Here is a 17,453-nt window from a genome sequence, read left to right on the forward strand (position 1 = left end):
GACCCGTATGAGTAAACGCATCGTAGTCACCGGCATGGGCGCAATCACTCCCCTGGGCTGTGGCGTCGAGCAAGTCTGGCAACGCCTGCTGGCGGGGCAGTCCGGCATCCGTCACCTGCCGGAGGAGTTCATCCAGGGCCTGTCCACCACCATTGGCGGCCAGGTGCCCGACTCGCAGCAGGATCCGCAGGCCGGCTTCGATCCGGACCGTCTGCTGACGCCCAAGGAACAGCGCAAGATGGACCGCTTCATTCTCTTTGCCCTGGCCGCTGCGGAAGAAGCCCTGGCCCAGGCGCAGTGGAAACCCGATGACGCCGCCGCCCAGGAACGGACCGCCACCATCATTGCCTCGGGAGTCGGAGGCTTCCCGGCCATTGCCGATGCCGTGCGCACCAGCGACAGCAAAGGCCCGCGGCGTCTGTCGCCGTTCACCATTCCATCATTCCTGAGCAATATGGCCGCCGGCCACGTTTCGATCCGCCACGGCCTCAAGGGACCGCTGGGAGCGCCTGTCACTGCCTGCGCCGCCGGGGTGCAGGCCATCGGTGACGCGGCACGAATGATCCGCGCCGGAGAAATCGATATCGCCGTCTGTGGCGGAGCGGAAGCGGCGATTCACCAGGTCAGCCTGGCCGGCTTCGCCGCTGCACGTGCCTTGTCCAGCGATTACAACGACACGCCGGAGCGTGCCTCACGCCCCTTCGATCAGGCCCGGGACGGGTTTGTCATGGGCGAAGGCGCCGGTCTGCTGGTCATCGAGGAGCTGGAGCATGCCCTGGCCCGAGGCGCGCAACCCATCGCCGAACTGGTGGGCTATGGCACCAGCGCCGACGCCTACCACATGACTGCCGGTCCGGAAGATGGCGACGGCGCCCGGCGCGCCATGCAGCAGGCACTGAGTCAGGCCGGCGTCCAGCCTGCCCAGGTACAGCACCTGAATGCCCATGCCACTTCCACCCCCGTGGGCGACAAAGGCGAGCTGGCAGCGATCAGGAGCGTATTTGGCAGCGGCCGCGGCCCGGCCATCAGCGCCACCAAATCCGCCACTGGCCATTTGCTGGGCGCGGCCGGCGGGATCGAGGCGATCTTTACCATTCTCGCCTTGCGCGACCAGATCGCCCCGGCCACGCTCAACCTGGAAAACCCCGACCACGACGCTGCGGGACTTGACCTGGTCAGCGGCCAGGCACGTCAGGTGGCCATGCAATACGCCTTGTCCAATGGATTCGGTTTTGGCGGGGTCAATGCCAGCGTGCTGTTCAAGCGCTGGGAATAACCGTCGAACCGGCGGGCCCCATGTCGAGGTTGCAGCCGCGATGGGCTGAAACCTCGGCAGCCTTCCTCAGTTCAAGACGTCATTCAGCACTTCGTAGATGATCCCGCTGGCAATGGCCACCAGGATCAGGTCTGTTCCGGCCTGTCGCCATTCGTAACCGTCATAGCGAGGCAGTTGGCCAAGCAGCCGGCTGTCGAGTTTCTTGGCGATTCCCGGAGGAAGAGGCTTGCCACGGGCCAGGTTCTTCTGGATGCCGGGAGGCAATGCCGGCCCAGGACTCCAATAATCACGATGCCCGCCGAGAATACCCACGACACCGCCACGATCGATGCTGGGGCCGTGCTGCCAATCCTCGGACGCGGACTTTTTACCTTTGCCGTGTCCGTTCTGGTTGCCGTGCCCGTGTTCATCGGCGGAGTCAGACCTGGAATGGCCCTGGCCCTTGCCACCGCCCGGGTCGGCCAAGACCAGAGGAGAAGCCGTGATCAGGAAAAGACAGGCAAGAGTGGTAACCAGCCGATTGGACTTGTGCATATCAATGCTCTTCAGAAGGCCTCTGTCACACTCCAATGTAGACGGCATTGCACCTCGAAGGAGCCCGCAGATCAGTTGGCAAAGCGCTTTCACACAGTAGCGGCTCCCCATTCACAGCGGCACGCTGTCTGCCATCACGTATCAAAGCGAGCAACTGTACTGATGCTCAAAAGGAAACATCAGCGTATCCACCACGCCGGAAAACGGTGCATCCAGCGCCAGCAATGGCCAGAGCACTCCGTTGTTTTCCTTCGCCAGGGCCCAGTCCATGCGCACGCCGATATAGGGACAGGTGTAGGGAGTGGTACGGGCAATCAAGGCCGTGCACCCATTGAGCCCCAGGGCCAGGACCAGCAACAACAGACTTCGCAACACGTAACATCCTTATTAATTGCATCGGCAAGCGCCCTGGGCGCTGCATGGCCGAGGCGGCACTGAACACGCTCAAGCCTTGTAGTCGCAATGGATCTGCAGGCTTTCCGTAGGGTTGCGGTGGATCTCGAAGCCACATTGCCTGAGGGTTTCCTTGACTTCATCAACCACCGCCGCGTAACGCGCCTGGCGCCGGTTCTGGCGCGCCGGCGAAGTGAAGACGCCCAGTGGCAGGAAACGCAAGCGCTTGCCGTCGAGGACGATCGACACATCGACATGAGTGCCATCCACATCGTGGCCGTTGGAGCCGAAGATGTCCTCAAGTTCCTGCTTGCGTTGCGGATAACACCAGCAGAGCAGGCGGATGCCCAGCCAGCGTGACAGGCTCCTGAAAGCGCCCAGGTAGCTGCTTTTGTGCTCGTAACCACGGGTCACCAGCAGTTGCACAGAGCACGGCAGCCTGGACTGAACCTCAAGTAGTTGTGCAAAGGCCCGGTGGTCCACCATGACCCTTGAGGACGGCCAGCGCGGCCCTATCCTCAGGCCCTGGTGGTTGCCCTTTGTCAGTATCAGCATGCCGATCGAACCTGATTGTTACGCGGGCCCGAATGGTACACACAGCGGCCTCCGGGTGCAGGAAATTCACCGCACAAAAAACCGCCGCCACCGCGCTCGCACAGTGACAGCCCGGCGGCAGTTTAGTTAAAATAGTGATGGCTCATAGCCATTATTGTTGATCACAGTGACCGCAGAGGTTGTATGTACGATTTAACGAGTCTGGTCATTGTCGATAGCCCGTTTGGCTTGAATGTCCTGCAAGTCACCGCCGACCTGGTGGCCGGCGCGCTGGAGGAGCTGCTGCAAAATTGCGCAGGCGGCGCCAGCATCACCCAGAAACTCGACTACTCCATCCTGAGCCTCTATCAGGACAAGCTCGAAGCGGCTATTCGCGACACGAGCCTGCCGGCGCTGCCCATGCTCAGTGCCACCGACAGCCTTTGCTGATTCGTCACCCGTGGTGAATGGCCGCTCTAGCCATCCTCTCGGCGCCACAGCGCGACGCGGGGAGAGCCCCGGCACACTGTCGGGACACCCTCGCCCTTCAGCCGAATACCATCATCAGGTACCAGATGACAAAGCCTGCTGACACCACGCTATGGAGAATCAACAGGTCGCGCATTCCAGTTGCCCTGCCGCTGACCATCCAATAGGCGAAGACCAGCGGGTAGCACAGCAGGCAGGTGATCCCCAGCGCCATGATCGCCAGGACTGCACCAAGGCCCGGGAAGAACCCTGCGGGCACAGCCAAACAGCCCACGAAGGCGATGCCGCCTAACGCCACGATGATGAACAAGAAGGCAACGATCACGCGCTGCATGTCGGTTCGGTTGTCCATGCTTCTGTGCTTTCAGTTCTTTGGCCGGGATGAGCTTGACGCCACAGGATCGGCCCGACGGGCCATAAATGGCCCGAAACGCCGCTCCTGATGCACGGAGAAATACTGGGGGAGGCTCAGGATATTCCCGCGTAGGCAGCCCATTTCGTCATGTCTTGCAGGGATATGTTGCCGCCACAGACCACCAGACCGATGACCGCGTCCTCAGGCAGCGTCGGCGCGGTGGCCAGCATGGCCGGAACCAGCGCTCCGCAAGCCAGTTCACCCCACTGCCTGGCGTCCTGGGCGAAGCAAACCATGCCCTTGATCGCGTCATGGTCAGAAACCACGACCACGTCTTCCAGATAGTGGCGAGCGTGGGCAAACATCAGCTCATCGATGATGGGAACACCCAGGGTCGAGACGACAGAACTGATGTCCACGTCCACCGGTTTGCCTGCCTGCAACGCCTGATGCATGGAGCTTGCGCCGGCGGTCTCGACGCCCCAGACACGGATCTCGGGCTTGATCGCCTTCAACGCCGTGGCCACTCCCGCCAGCATCGCCCCGCCACCCACCGCGACGAATACGTCGGTCAGGGACGGGCAGTCGGCAATGAACTCAAGGGCCAGGGTTCCATGCCCCTCGGCGATCAGGGTGTCGGCGCAATCGTCGATAACCACATAGCCCTCTTCCTCAAGCGCCTTGGCCCGGGCAAATGCGCCATGAACGTCTTTTTCGATCAGCACCGAACTGCCACTGGCGCGAATTCGCTCGACCGATGAGGAAGGCGCGCTCTCGGGCATGATGACCGTGACCTTGGCGCCAAAGCTCCTGGCCGCCTCGCCGATGGCAATCCCGAAATTGCCGCCGCTGACGGCAACGAAGTGGTTGTCGCCGAGATTCTCGGCAAACGCCGAAAACTTGTTGAGTACGCCACGGGCCTTGAACGAACCCCCGACCTGCATGTTTTCCAGCTTGAGAAACACCGGCCGCCGCGCCTTGTCGCTGAGCACCAAACTGTTGACCGTCGGCGTGCGAGTTACCGATCCATCAATCCGTTGCGCCGCTGCAACGATGGATTTGAAATCAATGAGCTGAGTCATCTGGGGCCACTTTCCTTGGATTGAGATGCACGGAACTCCCAACGTCCGCGCCTGGCCGGCTGGGTTGCAGACTGTCGCCGACCCCGGTGAAAACTACAGGACAACCGGGGCTGCGCGCCACACCTTGAGCGGCTTCGCTCGATCGATCAGCAACGGGAGGTCGCACGTAAGCGGTGTTTGCATAGGCTGCATGCCCAGGTGGTAGGCTAGCCGCCCTCCACCACCAGGAAGGTTTTCCAGTGACGCCCATCATCTGCGCCAATGAGTTCGATATCTGCGTCTCAATGCCCGACTTCGTCACCTGGGTCGAAGACCGGCACCTGCCCAACGCCGACCTGGCGGCAGCATTGAGTACCCTGGGCATCGCCCTCGACATTGGCCAGCTATACACCCGCTACTTCGATGACACCCCGGTCGGTACGGGTGATGTGCATGTCTATCCAAGTACTGGGAGTCAGAGCCTGTTGGTCATCGATCTGTACCGAGACCCCACCGACCAACTGGATATCGTCAGCGTCTCGTTGAAGATAGAGCCTGCGCTGCTGCCTCTGGCCCTGCCATTGCTGCGAGGGTTTTTCGACGCTGCCGAATGCCAGGTCGCCTTCAGGCAGTCCAGCCACTCACAGCAGTTGCGCTCGCTGATCGATGAAAGCCGCTACCCGGCCCCGAGCGAGGAAAGTGGCTATCACCAGCAATTGATTGCCCACTTGTAAAGCACCTGTTGGAGATGCTTCGGCACCTGCCGGTCTACCAGCTGAGCAGGCAGACCCGATCGGCACCGGGCCTGCCGTAGCCACTATCTCAAGGGCATTCGCAGGTCGATGGACCGAATACCGGACCGCTGCACGGATCCTTGGATGGGCCGAACACCGGGCACGAGGCCTGGGCAGTCAGGGAGAAACCCCACAGCAGCAATACCGCCAACAACACTTTCTTCATTTGCGACCTCCTGGTCAGTCATCCAATCGTCCATGTGCCCTGGCGAGGGCACGGACAGTCATCAAGGGCACTCGCAGACCGTCGGGCCGAGCACCGGACCGGCACAGGGATCTTCCCCAGGCCCGAGCACCGCGCAGTCCGCCTGCGCTGTCAGCGAGAACATCCACAGCAGCAACGACGCCGCCAGCATTTTTCTTTTCAACCTGACCTCCTTGGTCGAGACAATGATCACGATCCGCGCTTTCCCCTTGTTTCAGGGGGCGGATGCACGCCCTTGGCAAGGCGCGCTGCAACTCCCGCCAGCACTCCCGCCAACGGGCCCGGAACAGCAAAGACCACAGCCTGCGATTGCGCCAGTGCGGCACGGTGTCACGCCACAGGCCATCTGCCCCGACCGGGGCATGGGACTCTCTTTGTCACCTTCAACACCCAAGGTCGCGACATCATCACCTGGGCCTGCGTGATCAACGGCAAGGACCAGAACTGCCGAACAGACCTGGGCCGCCAGCCAACCCGGTGCGCCCCGTACTCGGCACGGGTGAACGGCCCAATCCCCTTAGCTGATATCATCCGGCAACTTATCCGCCGAGTAACAACGATGAATCGCCGCAAGAAAATAAACCAACTGCTGAAGGCCAACGCCAAGAAGGCCAGCGCCAAACTGGCACCGAAAAAGAAGTCGACCTACATCAGCAAGGCCGACCGATTGAAACTGGCGGCTGAAGCCACTCAAGACCCGGCTATCGCTTCCGACAGCTGAACCTGCCTGGCAGCGCCTACTCCACCTTCGCCTCGGCAAAGCGGTTACGTCCCGATGCCTTGGCAATGTACAGCGCCTGATCTGCCGCCTCGATCAGTCCTTGCAAGTGATTCAGTTCCGCGCCCGTGGCGGCCGCAATGCCAATGCTGACACTCACACGTCCCAACGGGCTGGAGGTGTGCGCAATGTTCTCCTGCTCCAAGCGACTGAGAATAAGGTGCGCCACTATCCTGGCACCGTCGCTGTCGGTATCCGGCATGATGACGCCCATCTCCTCGCCGCCATAACGGGCCACCAGATCCGACGGCCGTCGCACACACTCCTCCAGGACTCTGCCAACCGCCTGCAGGCAGGCGTCTCCGGCTACGTGCCCGAGCGAATCGTTAAACAGTTTGAAATGGTCGATATCAATCATCATCAAAGCCAAGGAGGCATTGGCACGTTGTGCACGTCGCGCTTCAGTGGCAAGGCTCTCGTCGAAGCAGCGCCGATTGGCCAGCCCCGTCAGGGGATCCTTCATGGCCAGCAACTCAAGCTGGCGATTGGATGAGAGCAACTGCTGCTGGGCGCCTCGCAACTGGCCTTCAACCTCGGTTCGCCGGCGAATATCCAGGATCAAGAAGCAACCGATCAGCGCGGTAAGCCCCAGCAGCCCCGCCACTACGACCGTCGACAACAGCGCCTCCATTCGCCACGCGGCAAGGGCCTCTCGCTTGCCGAGTGCAACGGTCGTGATCAGAGGCAGCCGGTCACTCTTGCGAAAGGCATAAAGGCGTTCGACACCGTCCAGGCTGGAGGTAAACGACGCGGTACCGACGGATCGATCCACAAGGTACTTGGCATAGATCGGCGACTTGGAAAAGTTGCGCCCCATATCCTGCTCACGGAAGGGATAGCGAACCAGCAACGTACCATCGGTATTGGACAAGCCGATGGCCCCCTCCTGCCCGACATCGATCTTGCCGAACAACCGCAGGAAGTTTTCGATCCCCAAGGTCACCGCCACCACTCCGGCAAACTCGCCGCGTGGATCATTGAAACGCCGACTGAGGGTGATCACCCACTCCTGATTGGTACGACTCTGGATGGGCGGCCCTATAAAGGTCTCACGGGATGGATCGTCGCGATGATGAATGAAATAAGCCCGATCGCTGCTGTTCGCCCCGGCAGGAATGGGCCGATTGGAAGACATCAACCAACGGCCCTGATTATCGTAGATGGTGACGCCACTGAGCTGTGGCATCAGCGACTCTTGCCGGCGGATCAACTTACTCAGGCGCTGAATCTGTGTGGGGCCGCTCCCTTCGGTTTCCAGGCGCTCGACGAGCCCGAGCAAAAGCGCCGAGCTTTGGCGGACAATGCCTTCGGAGTAGGTAGCCAGCGCCTGGGTCAAATTCAAGCTATGGACATTCACATCCCTCAATACCTGCTCTCGAGATGCCCACACTTTCCAGACAGTCAATGACGCCAGGGAGCAACCAACGACCAACAGCAAAAGCACAACCAAGCGTGTGTCACGCTTCACGTTCCCACCTTATGGATAGTACGGTTCAAGTTCTAGTGTAGCGATTGTAATAGATAGGTAAAAATTTAAACTGGCCGCCGCGGGTAAAAAGTCCATTTCAGATCAACTAGCGGTAAATAGATGGTCGTTAATAAGCATCTGAAGAAGTCACCGTACCCACCGTGGCATCAAGAATAACGCAACTGCGCAACACACCTCTGTACTGGCAACGCTAGTTCGCCTCTTGCCCCTCGATCTTGTGCTTGAATGCTTCGAGTACAAAAACAATCAGTGGACGAATCGCTGGATCACTCGTAATGGTCTCGGCACTCAATTGCGTGGAAAACAAGTTTACCGAGATAGAGACTTCCTCCGCGATGCAAGCCGACAGTTTTTCAGCACCAGCCGCAATGCCGCCGGTGCACGCGAAGCCCTGGGTATCGGCGGCCCTCCGATGGCCGAGGTCTTGCGCAGACTCCCCGGGGCCGTCTGCGAACGCACCCTGCCGATACACGCCCCCGATTTTTCGGGCAAGACGTCTCGCATCAGTGCCACTGGCCCAGCATCGCAGCCCTGGGCGCCAACCCTTGATTGGCGCAACATCGATATCGTCCATGACGCCAACTAGGAGCCCTGACGGAAACTTACCGTTAATATTGCACGCTAGTTCCAAATTAAACCTATGTCCTCTTGCAGAAAAAACACTTAACCAGTTAACGAACACTCTAAAAAATAATCAGCTCGTCGTTAAAGTTAATAGAGATCTCGGCGGATACATGTAAACCCAAGCCAGCTTGGGCCAGCCAACTAAGAGTTCGTCGAGGGTCCTATGGACGCATTACGCAACATCAAGCTTTCCACGCGATTAATCTCTGCATTTGTGGTGTGCGCCATCATCACACTGGGAGTGGGGCTCTTGGGACGCTCGGGTATCGCATCGCTAAAAACAACAATAAACGCAATCGTTAGCAATAACCTGGTGTCCGTTAACAATACGGGCAATGCTCGGGCCGGTGTTTTTGCATACTCCAAGGATCTGCATGCGGCGCTGCTTCTTAAGTACACCAAGGCAGATTCAGGGATGTTCGAATCGGCCGTACAGTCCATGTCCGAAAACCAGCGGGAAGTGGAGCGGCTTTTCAAGGAGTACCGTCAGACGCCTCTCGCCGATGACGAGCGCGTGGCGGGCGATCAGTTCGAAAAGGACTGGCCGGCCTATGTCCAGGGGGCGAACAAGGTCATCGCCCTGGCAAGAGCCGGCGACCTTGACAGCGCCACGCAGATTTTCCAGCAGCAGCTTTCTCCGGCGTCCAAGAGAATTATCGATCAGCTGCAAGTCATAGTTGCCTCCAACTATCGTCAAAGCGGTGAAGCCGCCGACGCGGCCGAGATCGCCACTACCAGCGCTTACTGGACATTGGGCATCGGGGTGCTGATCGCTTTCCTCGCGGCCGTCTCGCTGGGCATGATCATCACCCGCTCGATCACCCGCCCCCTTTCCATCGCTGTACACAGCGCAGAGGAAGTAGCGGAAGGAAACCTTTCCAAGAGCATTCAGGTCAGCGGTCGGGACGAGGTCAGTGCGCTGCTCAACGCGCTGGATAAAATGCAGCAAAACCTGCGGGCCACGGTCAAGGAGATCGGCAGTGCTGCTGATCAGCTGGCCTCTGCATCCGAAGAGCTGAACGCCGTTACGGAAGAAAGCTCACGGGGTATGACGCGGCAGAATGACGAGATTCAGCAAGCCGCAACCGCAGTCAACGAAATGACCGCGGCAGTGGAAGAAGTTGCCCGCAATGCCACAGGCGCCTCAGAAGCCTCCGAGCAGACCAGTCGCAGTGCCGTGCAAGGCCGCGATCAAGTGCGCAGAGCCGTTGACTCCGTTGGAGCGATGGCGGACGAGATTTCCAACTCGACCGGCAAGGTTGAAGTGCTTGCAACCCGCGTCAACGAGATCACAAAAGTGCTTGAAGTGATCAGGGCTATCGCCGAGCAGACCAATCTCCTGGCCCTCAATGCGGCCATCGAAGCCGCCCGGGCGGGTGAACAGGGTCGCGGCTTCGCCGTGGTGGCCGATGAAGTGCGCGCGCTGGCCCACCGGACCCAGGCCTCGACGGCGGACATCGAATCGATGATGCAACAGGTCCGCTCGGGCGCTGAAGAAGCCGTTCTCGCGATGAACAAAAGCAAGGAACTGGCCGCCGATACACGGGCCCAGTCGATTGAGGCCGGCCAGGCCCTGGACAGCATCACCGAGGGTGTTTCCATCATCAACGAAAAGAACCTGGTCATCGCAAGTGCTGCTGAAGAACAAGCTCAGGTCGCACGTGAGGTTGACCGTAACCTGGTCAACATCCAGGACCTTTCCGCACAAACCGCTACAGGCGCCCATCAAACCAGCGCTTCAAGCGCCGAACTGTCGCGACTCGCGACCTCATTTGGCGTGCTGATCAGCCGATTCACCGTTTGATGGTAAAGCGTTGACCGCCTGGACCGGGTATCCACCTGATAGGTCAACAGGCTCCTCAAGCTGAAGCGCCTCCCCTTTTCGGGGAGGCGCCGACGGCCCACAGAGAACGACACGCAAAACTCTCGAAACCACCCCAAAAGCGGGGTCGAGCAAATCCCCCAAAACACTAAAACTGTTGACCAGGCCATCCACGTAAATTTGCTGGAGCTGCTTGTGACGAACCTCTGGCTCGGATCAAGGGCCAGAACGATACAGCGCTGAGCATTCTCAATATCGTCGAGTTCATCGAGGCTTGAGCGCTTGACTGGTTCGGGTTCAGCAAAACGCAGGCTTGCGCAAATTCTCGGGGATCTTCGCCATTACTCGCGATATATCTTAGAATGGCCGGTTGCCGAAGAACCGTCATGTCTATAGCCATGAAGGGCTTCCATCCTTTGCAGAGAAGTGTGGTTAAGATGAACAAGCCTTTCATTACGCTGTGCCCTGAAATAACTCGGGCGCACGCGCTGAAGTTGATGGGTTGGTTGGAAGATGAGCGCGTGACCTGCTATCTGAGCGACTCGCCTCATGTCTCCCGTTCCATTGAGCAAGCCATTGATCGGACTCAGTTGCCGATCCTGACCCATCTATTCAACCAGGGCGGCCGATTCTTCATGGCCTATGACCGGCATGACGTCCCGGTGGGCTTTGTCCGCCTGATCAAGACCGGCTCAAATTGCGAGATCGTCCTGGCCATTGGAGACTGCGAAAAATGGGGCCGAAACCTTGGCACCCGCACGATTCGCGAAGGCATGAAAATGGCCTTCCTCGACATGCTGGCCGAGAAACTCATCGCCAAGATTCACCCAGATAACTCGCGCTCGCTGAAAGCCTTTCTGCGTAGCGGTTTTATGCTTGAGAGCGAAACGCCGACATTGAAGTCATTGTCCATGACGGCGGGACGCTATCTCCAGTTCTTGCGCGAAGGAGCCGGTGACGACTCCACCAGGATCTACATCACTGAAATCGACAAGGCCAGGCTCGAAAGCCTAATCGCGCTCGAGCAAGGCCCGGCGATTGTTGAACTCGAACATGAGCTTGAGCGAGCCATTGTCGTCAAGCCGCAACAGGTGGCGCGCAATGTCATCACAATGAACTCTAGGGCGTTGCTGCAACTGGACGACGAAGAGTTCGAAGCGGCCTTGGTCTACCCAGAAGACGCGGACAGCAGCGCAGGGAAGTATTCCGTGTATTCCGATCTAGGCGCCGCCATCCTTGGTTATCAGGAGGGGGACGCCATCGACTGGCGAATTTCTGATCGGACCCGCCGGATTGAGATCAGGAAAGTGCTTTACCAGCCGGAGGCTGCGGGCGACTTCCACCTGTAATTGCGCCCTTTGCTCGATGTTCGTCCATTGGGCAAGGGGACTTCCCAAAGGACGGCGCTTCGCTTTCCGTGCCTGAGCGACCCATTGCATGGTCAAGGCTAGGAGCGGAGCGAGTTGCGAAAAGCAGGAGGTGACCGAACAGACCTGGTCGGCTCCTGCGACTGTTTTAATTCTCTGCATCTAAACCCCCACCCCAAACTCACCGGCCACGGAAGGCGGCACTTGCCTGAAATCATCGCGATGCGAGCACTTCACCGCATCATCCACAAGATCGACAAGAGGCGGGAGCCAGGCTGTATCTCCATTACTTCGGTCGTACCAGCTGTTTGCCAGATCTCGCGATAGGCTAAAAGGTCTGTTTACATCCGCAGCACTCTTTCCCGAACGAGGTATCACCGAGTGGCTGAGGCAGCGCCGGCCGCTGCTCTGGCAATGGCTCGAAGAGCAGCAGCACGTACCGAACGATGAAAATGCAGCTGAAGCGCTTAGCCCTGCTGCATAAGCCTGATGGGCCCCCTCACAAGGTGCGGTATCGCTACCACCAGATCAATCTGCGCCTGCAAGACCACCCACCGTTGATTTGGCCGATGCTGATGCGGACGGAAGACTGGTTGCAAAGCCGACAACACACTCAGGAACGCTGGGGAGGGAGGCGTCCCGGAGCCGGGTGACGCAGGAAAGGCCGCCAAGATAAATCGGTTTTATCTGACAGATAGCACCATGCCAGCCCAATAAAAGGAGAAGTAAATTTGCTCGTGCACTTAACCAAGCAGTTTTGTCATCAGCATCGCTTTGCATCCTGAGTCATGTCGCAATCTAGATATTAAGCGCAGGCTAGATAATCGCTTACAGAGCGGCAAGGGTCGTTGTGCGACACAACCAGCGCAAAAAATTACACCACATGTGTCACCTACTTGTAGTTGGGCGTCATAATCAACCTACACCGTTGCACACAACAATTTTTCTATCCAAACGAGCAGCCCCATGACTCTTCAAGATTCAGCCTCTGAATATCTCGAACAATGTCGACAAGCACTGACGGTAGAGCAAACAAAGTCCCTTGCCGAGACGAAAAATTGGTCACACGTTGATAAAACACGAACTCATATTGATTGGGATGTCTTGTACAAGGAATTAACCCCTCTGATAGATAGCTCGTTTCCAGCATCGCCCGAAGTTCAAGCAATCATAACGCGTCACTATTCGATCGCCTCACGCTTCTATCTTCCTTCTCAAAAGGCATACATTGGGATGGCTTTGTTCTATAGAGACAACCCCGACATGAAGGTATTTCATAACGCCTACCATCCAAAGATGGTCGACTTTCTGAGTGAAGCTATTTTTTACTATGCAAGTCGCAATCTATAGCAACGGGTAGCAGACTCAGCCACCCAACCCGGCAGTTGATGGATAGCACAAAAAATAATTCTTATAATTCATAGCTTTATAGGCAAAAATATCAATGCTTTAGCAAAAATTAAGCAGAAGAAGAAAAAGACGGAATCGCAGGGTGGTGGCAGCCATTCCCGACTTGAGTTGTGGTGAGTGTCGCGATTCCGACGAACGAGCTGACTTGAAAATCGAAAACCTTCAAAGGGGCTGCGCATGACAAATTGGCAACGTGGTGACTTAGTCGAGCTAGACGGCCTTCTTGCGGTCGTGGTCGGTATTGAAGGGGATCCAAATGTCCCCGAGGAGCACATCGCAGCATGGTTTGGTGCCCCAAGTTGCATCCGAAAGTCTAAGGGCGGAGCTGGTGCAGCGAGTCCGGAGGTTTGGACGGTGCCAGCGTACTTATTCGTACGAGCCGCTGAGCCTGATTGGCGTCACTAATAGTTGAAATACTAATCGGAATCCATCCTCGCCAGTGGCCATTCCTACCCTGCCGGCGTCATCTGGACCGCTACACAACGCCCTTTAGTTCTCACCTTCTCCACCAGTCGTGCTCTGTTGACGAACACATTGATTTCGCAACTGCCTGAGTGCTGCACGTCTTCCCAGTATTCTGCGTGCACAAGTTGCCCGTTCTGCGGCCCCGTGTAAGTACCCGCTGCTTCACGTGAGACATAGCTACTGTCACGTACATATCTGAGCACGACCATGTCTTCCTTCGGCGCCACCATGATCTGCCTTGGCACGCCGAAGAAGTCGATCAGTTCGCCCACCGGACGATCTTTCCAGGCGCTGCTGGCCGACAATGATGCGCAGCCACTGAGCAAGGTGGCGAGCAGGGCCAACATAAACAATCGGTTCATAAGGTCTTCTCCCTGACGGTCGCGTTACTTGGCAGACATCTGCGCGAAACCTTCATCTATCTTCTGCATGATGGCCGCCTTGGCCGCCTCGCGGTTCAATATCTCGAAGAACTGCGGCCCTGCCTTGCTCATTTGCGACGCGGGCATCACACCCAAGTGCTCCATCTTCTTGGCCTGGCGTTCAGTCGGCCTACAGACAAAGTCACGGCTTTGTGCAAGCCAGGCGTCAGGTTTGCTCTGCCACTGGCTGGAATACTTCACATTGCGAAAATCATTGAACACGCTGCGAAAATCCGCCGCACCCATGATGCGCACGCGGTTCTTCGCACAATCGATTTCGACATCGTAAGCGGTGAAGTTGGGTTTGCCGGGCTCTTCGTAAAGTTGATAGACACCCAATGATTTCGCGCCACCTGGACGATTGATGATGTGAGTGGGGTCGCCGTCGGCGATGAACACCTGATTCTTGCCCAAGACACCCTGGTAATGAACGACCCAGTAGTCGCCCTTCAGCACTTCACTCGCCTGGGCAGCGAGGGCACTACACAGTAATGCGGCAGGCAAAAGCTGCCTTGCAAAAGCGATCATGGGGGCGGTCCTTTGCCGTTATTTTTGAAGGCGATAGCTTCGCACCCTGAACATGTAGCAAAGGGCTATCTAGCACATCCGTCCTATGCCTTTGACGAAAACGGCGGTCGCAAGCCCCTGGAGTTGCGGAAGCGATTCGAAAAACTGCGGAGCCCCCCCCAAAAAAAAATCCCAGGCAATAAAAAACCCGTAGACGTTAATCTACGGGGTTTTCAAGGGGAGGCCGAGGTCGGAATCGAACCAGCGTAGGCGGACTTGCAATCCAGACAACACTTCATAATTTCAACTAGTTAGTTACAAATCCGTTCCGCAAGTGCCATCACCTAGAAAGGCTGCAACCCACGGCCTATGCGGGTCATGAATTTGATTGGGGAACTGATTTCCTAGGGGCGTCGAATGCTCAAAAGAGGTCAGTCATGAGCGGCGCTTTAGGCCAGGAGCAGCCACTGCATAAACTTGACGCTCGCGAACCGGCAAACCGGAACGCCTGCGGCGTCCACTCTTTTGAAAAGAGACTCAGTTGTCCAAGCACTTTAACAACTGGGCCAACACCCTGTCTTCTTGCGAAGCCAATACGGCGCTGATCTCCTCGCATCTCCCATTCAGAGACAACAGATCGCCAGCCAATACTTCTCCACTGGACATGCACATATCCAAAGCAATACTAAAAACTCCGTCACCTACCTGCTGACTCTCAAAAACAAGCTCAACCTCTTTAGGGAAGATCGTCACGTAGACGAAGAGTCTTTCATTCGCATATGTGTAGTGGCCATGATTTCTTTTGAGTAGAACACTCTGGCTTCTCGAAGCCCTCTCATAAATATTATCTAGAAACCTTTGAAGGACGAACAAAAGCTCTGGCTTTTCAGTGCTCATGGGGTTCCCTTGCGAGCAATAGACTTCAACACGCCATTCTAACCAACATCGACGGTGTCCGAGCTGCACACTCTTCGAAGTTGCTTAGAAGATCTCGTCACGTAGCTGGCGTTAAACCCTCGGCCTCTAATGCCGAGACTGAAACTTGGTCACTCAACCTCGCGAATGTGAGCTGACCCGTGCGCAAGAGAACCACAGCCAACCGCGACCTGCCGCCGCGCATGGTGCGCCGTATTAGAAAGGGCAAGAACGGCCAGATCTGGACGGCGTACTACTACGACGGCAGGGACGCCGCCGGCAAACGCAAGGAGATCCCGCTCGGCACCGACCTCGATCAGGCCAAGGTGGAATGGGCCAGGCTGGAACGCAGAGCGCCACCCAAGCCCAACCACCTGATGAGCTACGTCTTCGACCGGTACGAAAAGGAGATCATCCCCGGCAAATCAATCCGCACCCAGTCGGATAACCACAAGGAACTCAAGCAACTCAGGAGAGCCTTTGAAAACGCGCCTATCGAATCGATCACCCCCCAGGTGATCGCCCAATACCGCGATGCCAGAACCGCCAAGGTCCGGGCCAATCGAGAAATCGCCCTGCTCTCTCACGCGTTCACCATTGCCCGAGAGTGGGGCCTGACCGACAAAGCCAACCCGTGCTTCGGCGTTCGCCGCAACAAGGAAAAGCCCAGGGACTACTACGCCGGCGAGACCGTATGGAATGCGGTGTACGCCGAGGCGGCGCAGGAACTCAAGGACGCGATGGACCTAGCCTACCTGACCGGACAACGCCCCGCAGACGTGCTCAAGATAGCCGCCACCGACCTGAACAATGGATTCTTACTGATAGGCCAGGGCAAGACAGAAAAGCGCCTACGCCTGCGCCTGGAGGAAGAAGGCGTCCAGTCCGGGTTGAGTGCCTTTATCGAGGATCTACAGGAGCGCAGGGCCATCAATGGCATCAGGACATCGACGCTGATCACCAACGCTTCAGGGCTACGAATGAGCCAGCAGATGCTACGCAACCGCTGGGACGATGCGCGGGAAAAGGCTGCCATCAAGGCAGCGGCCGATGGTGATCCACCACTAGCAGTCAGCATTCGGCAGTTTCAGTTCAAGGACATTCGGCCGAAGGCAGCTAGTGAGATTGAGCTGACGCATGCTAGCCGGTTGCTGGGGCACTCAACTGAGGAGATGACCAAGAAGGTCTATAGACGAGTTGGAGAGATCGTTAAACCTACAAAATAATCGTACGCTGCCAACATCATGATCGGCAGCATACGGCCAATAGCTGTCTCTCGTAACGGGCTGAAATTGGCCGATTGTGGTCTGCTATGAAGCAGCTATCGGGCCAAGATCAAAACGTTGTCAGCACAACGACTTCTGGTAATAGAGCCGGGTATGTCCCGGCGGATAGTCTGCCAGGCGTCCGAATTCGGAGTAGCCCAGTTTTTGATAAAAGCCTGGTGCCTGAAAGCTGAAGGTCTCAAGCCAGATACCAGTGCATTTCTTTTTCTGAGCGATATCTTCGGCCATGCGCATTAGCCGTTCTCCGATCCCTTGGCCACGCATCGACTCGGGAACGCTGACAAGATCGATAAGCAGCCATCGATATGAGACCTTGCCGTACAGCCCGCCTATAACTTCGTTACTGTCAGGATCTCGTAGCAACAGGGCAAATGTTTCATGGGCGTCGTCCCCACCGTTAGCCAGATTATGGGCCAGTAATGGAGTCAAAATTCCTAACCGCTCTGCTTCAGTCGCATTTTCCGAAAGCTGGATCTCTACAGACATGTCGCTCTCCCTGAGCCGTGAGTAAATGGGTCAACAAGGTAGCCCATTTCTGTCCCCCCTGGCGAATAAGTAAATGCATCATCGTCCGTTTTTTATGGGCTGGACGGCTGCTCTTGGCCGAAAGCTGTCACTCCCAAGAACCGAATCTGAATGCAGCTACGACAAGGGAGCGAAGCAATTCATAACAAACCGGTGAAATCTCTCTCAGCTCGATGCCAAAAGCAGGCTGCTTGCGGAAGCG

At 57.3% G+C, this 17,453-nt stretch carries 21 protein-coding genes and 1 pseudogene; 9 read left to right on the forward strand and 13 right to left on the reverse strand.

Going from position 1 to position 17,453, the window contains the following annotated elements; genetic code table 11:
- The first annotated feature begins 7 nt into the window (after positions 1–7).
- On the forward strand, positions 8–1,276 hold the full coding sequence (gene fabF / locus PST29_RS17470) for a beta-ketoacyl-ACP synthase II (protein WP_060843861.1): 1,269 nt from the start codon (positions 8–10) through the stop codon (positions 1,274–1,276).
- A gap of 66 nt (positions 1,277–1,342) precedes the next feature.
- Here the strand turns inward: fabF and PST29_RS17475 are convergent, their stop codons facing one another.
- The 3 genes from PST29_RS17475 to PST29_RS17485 form a co-directional block, all read right to left on the reverse strand.
- Complete coding sequence (locus tag PST29_RS17475; RefSeq protein ID WP_060843862.1) at positions 1,343–1,810, reverse strand: anti-virulence regulator CigR family protein; 468 nt, start codon at positions 1,808–1,810, stop codon at positions 1,343–1,345.
- 141 nt (positions 1,811–1,951) lie between these two features.
- A complete protein-coding gene (locus tag PST29_RS17480; RefSeq protein WP_060839712.1) occupies positions 1,952–2,185 on the reverse strand; it encodes a YceK/YidQ family lipoprotein in 234 nt (77 codons plus the stop codon).
- A 69-nt stretch (positions 2,186–2,254) separates the two neighbouring features.
- On the reverse strand, positions 2,255–2,758 hold the full coding sequence (locus PST29_RS17485) for a hypothetical protein (protein ID WP_060843863.1): 504 nt from the start codon (positions 2,756–2,758) through the stop codon (positions 2,255–2,257).
- Between the two features lie 183 nt (positions 2,759–2,941).
- Here PST29_RS17485 and PST29_RS17490 point away from each other — a divergent pair, with 183 nt between their 5' ends.
- Positions 2,942–3,187, forward strand: a complete 246-nt coding sequence (locus PST29_RS17490; RefSeq protein ID WP_060839714.1) for a hypothetical protein — start codon at positions 2,942–2,944, stop codon at positions 3,185–3,187.
- 97 nt (positions 3,188–3,284) lie between these two features.
- Here PST29_RS17490 and PST29_RS17495 read toward each other — a convergent pair whose 3' ends face one another.
- A complete protein-coding gene (locus PST29_RS17495; protein WP_060843864.1) occupies positions 3,285–3,578 on the reverse strand; it encodes a hypothetical protein in 294 nt (97 codons plus the stop codon).
- Between the two features lie 116 nt (positions 3,579–3,694).
- Positions 3,695–4,663 (reverse strand): threonine ammonia-lyase, encoded by a 969-nt coding sequence (locus tag PST29_RS17500; protein WP_060843865.1) that lies wholly within the window; start codon positions 4,661–4,663, stop codon positions 3,695–3,697.
- A 239-nt stretch (positions 4,664–4,902) separates the two neighbouring features.
- On the opposite strand from PST29_RS17500, the gene PST29_RS17505 reads away from it, so the two are divergent.
- Complete coding sequence (locus PST29_RS17505) at positions 4,903–5,376, forward strand: hypothetical protein (RefSeq protein ID WP_060839717.1); 474 nt, start codon at positions 4,903–4,905, stop codon at positions 5,374–5,376.
- Positions 5,377–5,464: 88 nt separating this feature from the next.
- Here PST29_RS17505 and PST29_RS32270 read toward each other — a convergent pair whose 3' ends face one another.
- A complete protein-coding gene (locus tag PST29_RS32270) occupies positions 5,465–5,602 on the reverse strand; it encodes a PA0050 family protein (RefSeq protein WP_016966878.1) in 138 nt (45 codons plus the stop codon).
- Positions 5,603–5,663: 61 nt separating this feature from the next.
- Positions 5,664–5,804 carry a PA0050 family protein gene (locus PST29_RS31885; protein ID WP_003083582.1) on the reverse strand — a complete coding sequence of 47 codons (141 nt, stop codon included), beginning with the start codon at positions 5,802–5,804 and terminating at the stop codon, positions 5,664–5,666.
- A gap of 396 nt (positions 5,805–6,200) precedes the next feature.
- Between PST29_RS31885 and PST29_RS31120 the strand changes: the two genes are divergently transcribed.
- Positions 6,201–6,362, forward strand: coding sequence for a DUF2986 domain-containing protein (locus PST29_RS31120; protein WP_082729266.1), 162 nt, complete (start codon positions 6,201–6,203; stop codon positions 6,360–6,362).
- A gap of 16 nt (positions 6,363–6,378) precedes the next feature.
- Here the strand turns inward: PST29_RS31120 and PST29_RS17510 are convergent, their stop codons facing one another.
- Both PST29_RS17510 and PST29_RS17515 read right to left on the reverse strand, forming a co-directional pair.
- The gene (locus PST29_RS17510; protein ID WP_060843866.1) at positions 6,379–7,887 is read right to left on the reverse strand and encodes a diguanylate cyclase; all 1,509 of its coding nucleotides are present in this window, start codon (positions 7,885–7,887) and stop codon (positions 6,379–6,381) included.
- 211 nt (positions 7,888–8,098) lie between these two features.
- Entirely contained in the window at positions 8,099–8,482 is a 384-nt protein-coding gene (locus tag PST29_RS17515; protein WP_148659654.1) for a hypothetical protein, read from the reverse strand.
- A 213-nt stretch (positions 8,483–8,695) separates the two neighbouring features.
- Between PST29_RS17515 and PST29_RS32810 the strand changes: the two are divergent.
- The 4 genes and pseudogenes from PST29_RS32810 to PST29_RS31125 all read left to right on the forward strand — a co-directional run.
- Positions 8,696–9,481: pseudogene (locus PST29_RS32810) on the forward strand (MCP four helix bundle domain-containing protein); the annotation flags it as partial.
- Positions 9,482–9,580: 99 nt separating this feature from the next.
- Positions 9,581–10,336, forward strand: a complete 756-nt coding sequence (locus tag PST29_RS32815) for a methyl-accepting chemotaxis protein (protein ID WP_375136269.1) — start codon at positions 9,581–9,583, stop codon at positions 10,334–10,336.
- A 404-nt stretch (positions 10,337–10,740) separates the two neighbouring features.
- Positions 10,741–11,703 (forward strand): bifunctional GNAT family N-acetyltransferase/nucleoside diphosphate kinase regulator, encoded by a 963-nt coding sequence (locus PST29_RS17525; RefSeq protein ID WP_173655905.1) that lies wholly within the window; start codon positions 10,741–10,743, stop codon positions 11,701–11,703.
- Between the two features lie 984 nt (positions 11,704–12,687).
- Positions 12,688–13,071, forward strand: coding sequence for a TipAS antibiotic-recognition domain-containing protein (locus PST29_RS31125; protein ID WP_082729267.1), 384 nt, complete (start codon positions 12,688–12,690; stop codon positions 13,069–13,071).
- Between the two features lie 509 nt (positions 13,072–13,580).
- Here the strand turns inward: PST29_RS31125 and PST29_RS17530 are convergent.
- From PST29_RS17530 to PST29_RS17540, 3 genes are all read right to left on the reverse strand, one after another.
- Complete coding sequence (locus tag PST29_RS17530; protein ID WP_060839488.1) at positions 13,581–13,958, reverse strand: hypothetical protein; 378 nt, start codon at positions 13,956–13,958, stop codon at positions 13,581–13,583.
- A 24-nt stretch (positions 13,959–13,982) separates the two neighbouring features.
- Complete coding sequence (locus PST29_RS17535) at positions 13,983–14,546, reverse strand: hypothetical protein (RefSeq protein ID WP_060843869.1); 564 nt, start codon at positions 14,544–14,546, stop codon at positions 13,983–13,985.
- Between the two features lie 516 nt (positions 14,547–15,062).
- On the reverse strand, positions 15,063–15,422 hold the full coding sequence (locus PST29_RS17540) for a hypothetical protein (protein ID WP_060843870.1): 360 nt from the start codon (positions 15,420–15,422) through the stop codon (positions 15,063–15,065).
- Between the two features lie 179 nt (positions 15,423–15,601).
- On the opposite strand from PST29_RS17540, the gene PST29_RS17545 reads away from it, so the two are divergent.
- Entirely contained in the window at positions 15,602–16,666 is a 1,065-nt protein-coding gene (locus PST29_RS17545; RefSeq protein ID WP_060843871.1) for a phage integrase, read from the forward strand.
- Positions 16,667–16,786: 120 nt separating this feature from the next.
- Here PST29_RS17545 and PST29_RS17550 read toward each other — a convergent pair whose 3' ends face one another.
- Positions 16,787–17,212 (reverse strand): GNAT family N-acetyltransferase, encoded by a 426-nt coding sequence (locus tag PST29_RS17550; RefSeq protein WP_060843872.1) that lies wholly within the window; start codon positions 17,210–17,212, stop codon positions 16,787–16,789.
- Positions 17,213–17,453: the final 241 nt, after the last annotated feature.

This window comes from Pseudomonas sp. St29 (genome assembly GCF_001547915.1).
In the GTDB taxonomy this organism is placed as follows: Bacteria; Pseudomonadota; Gammaproteobacteria; order Pseudomonadales; family Pseudomonadaceae; genus Aquipseudomonas.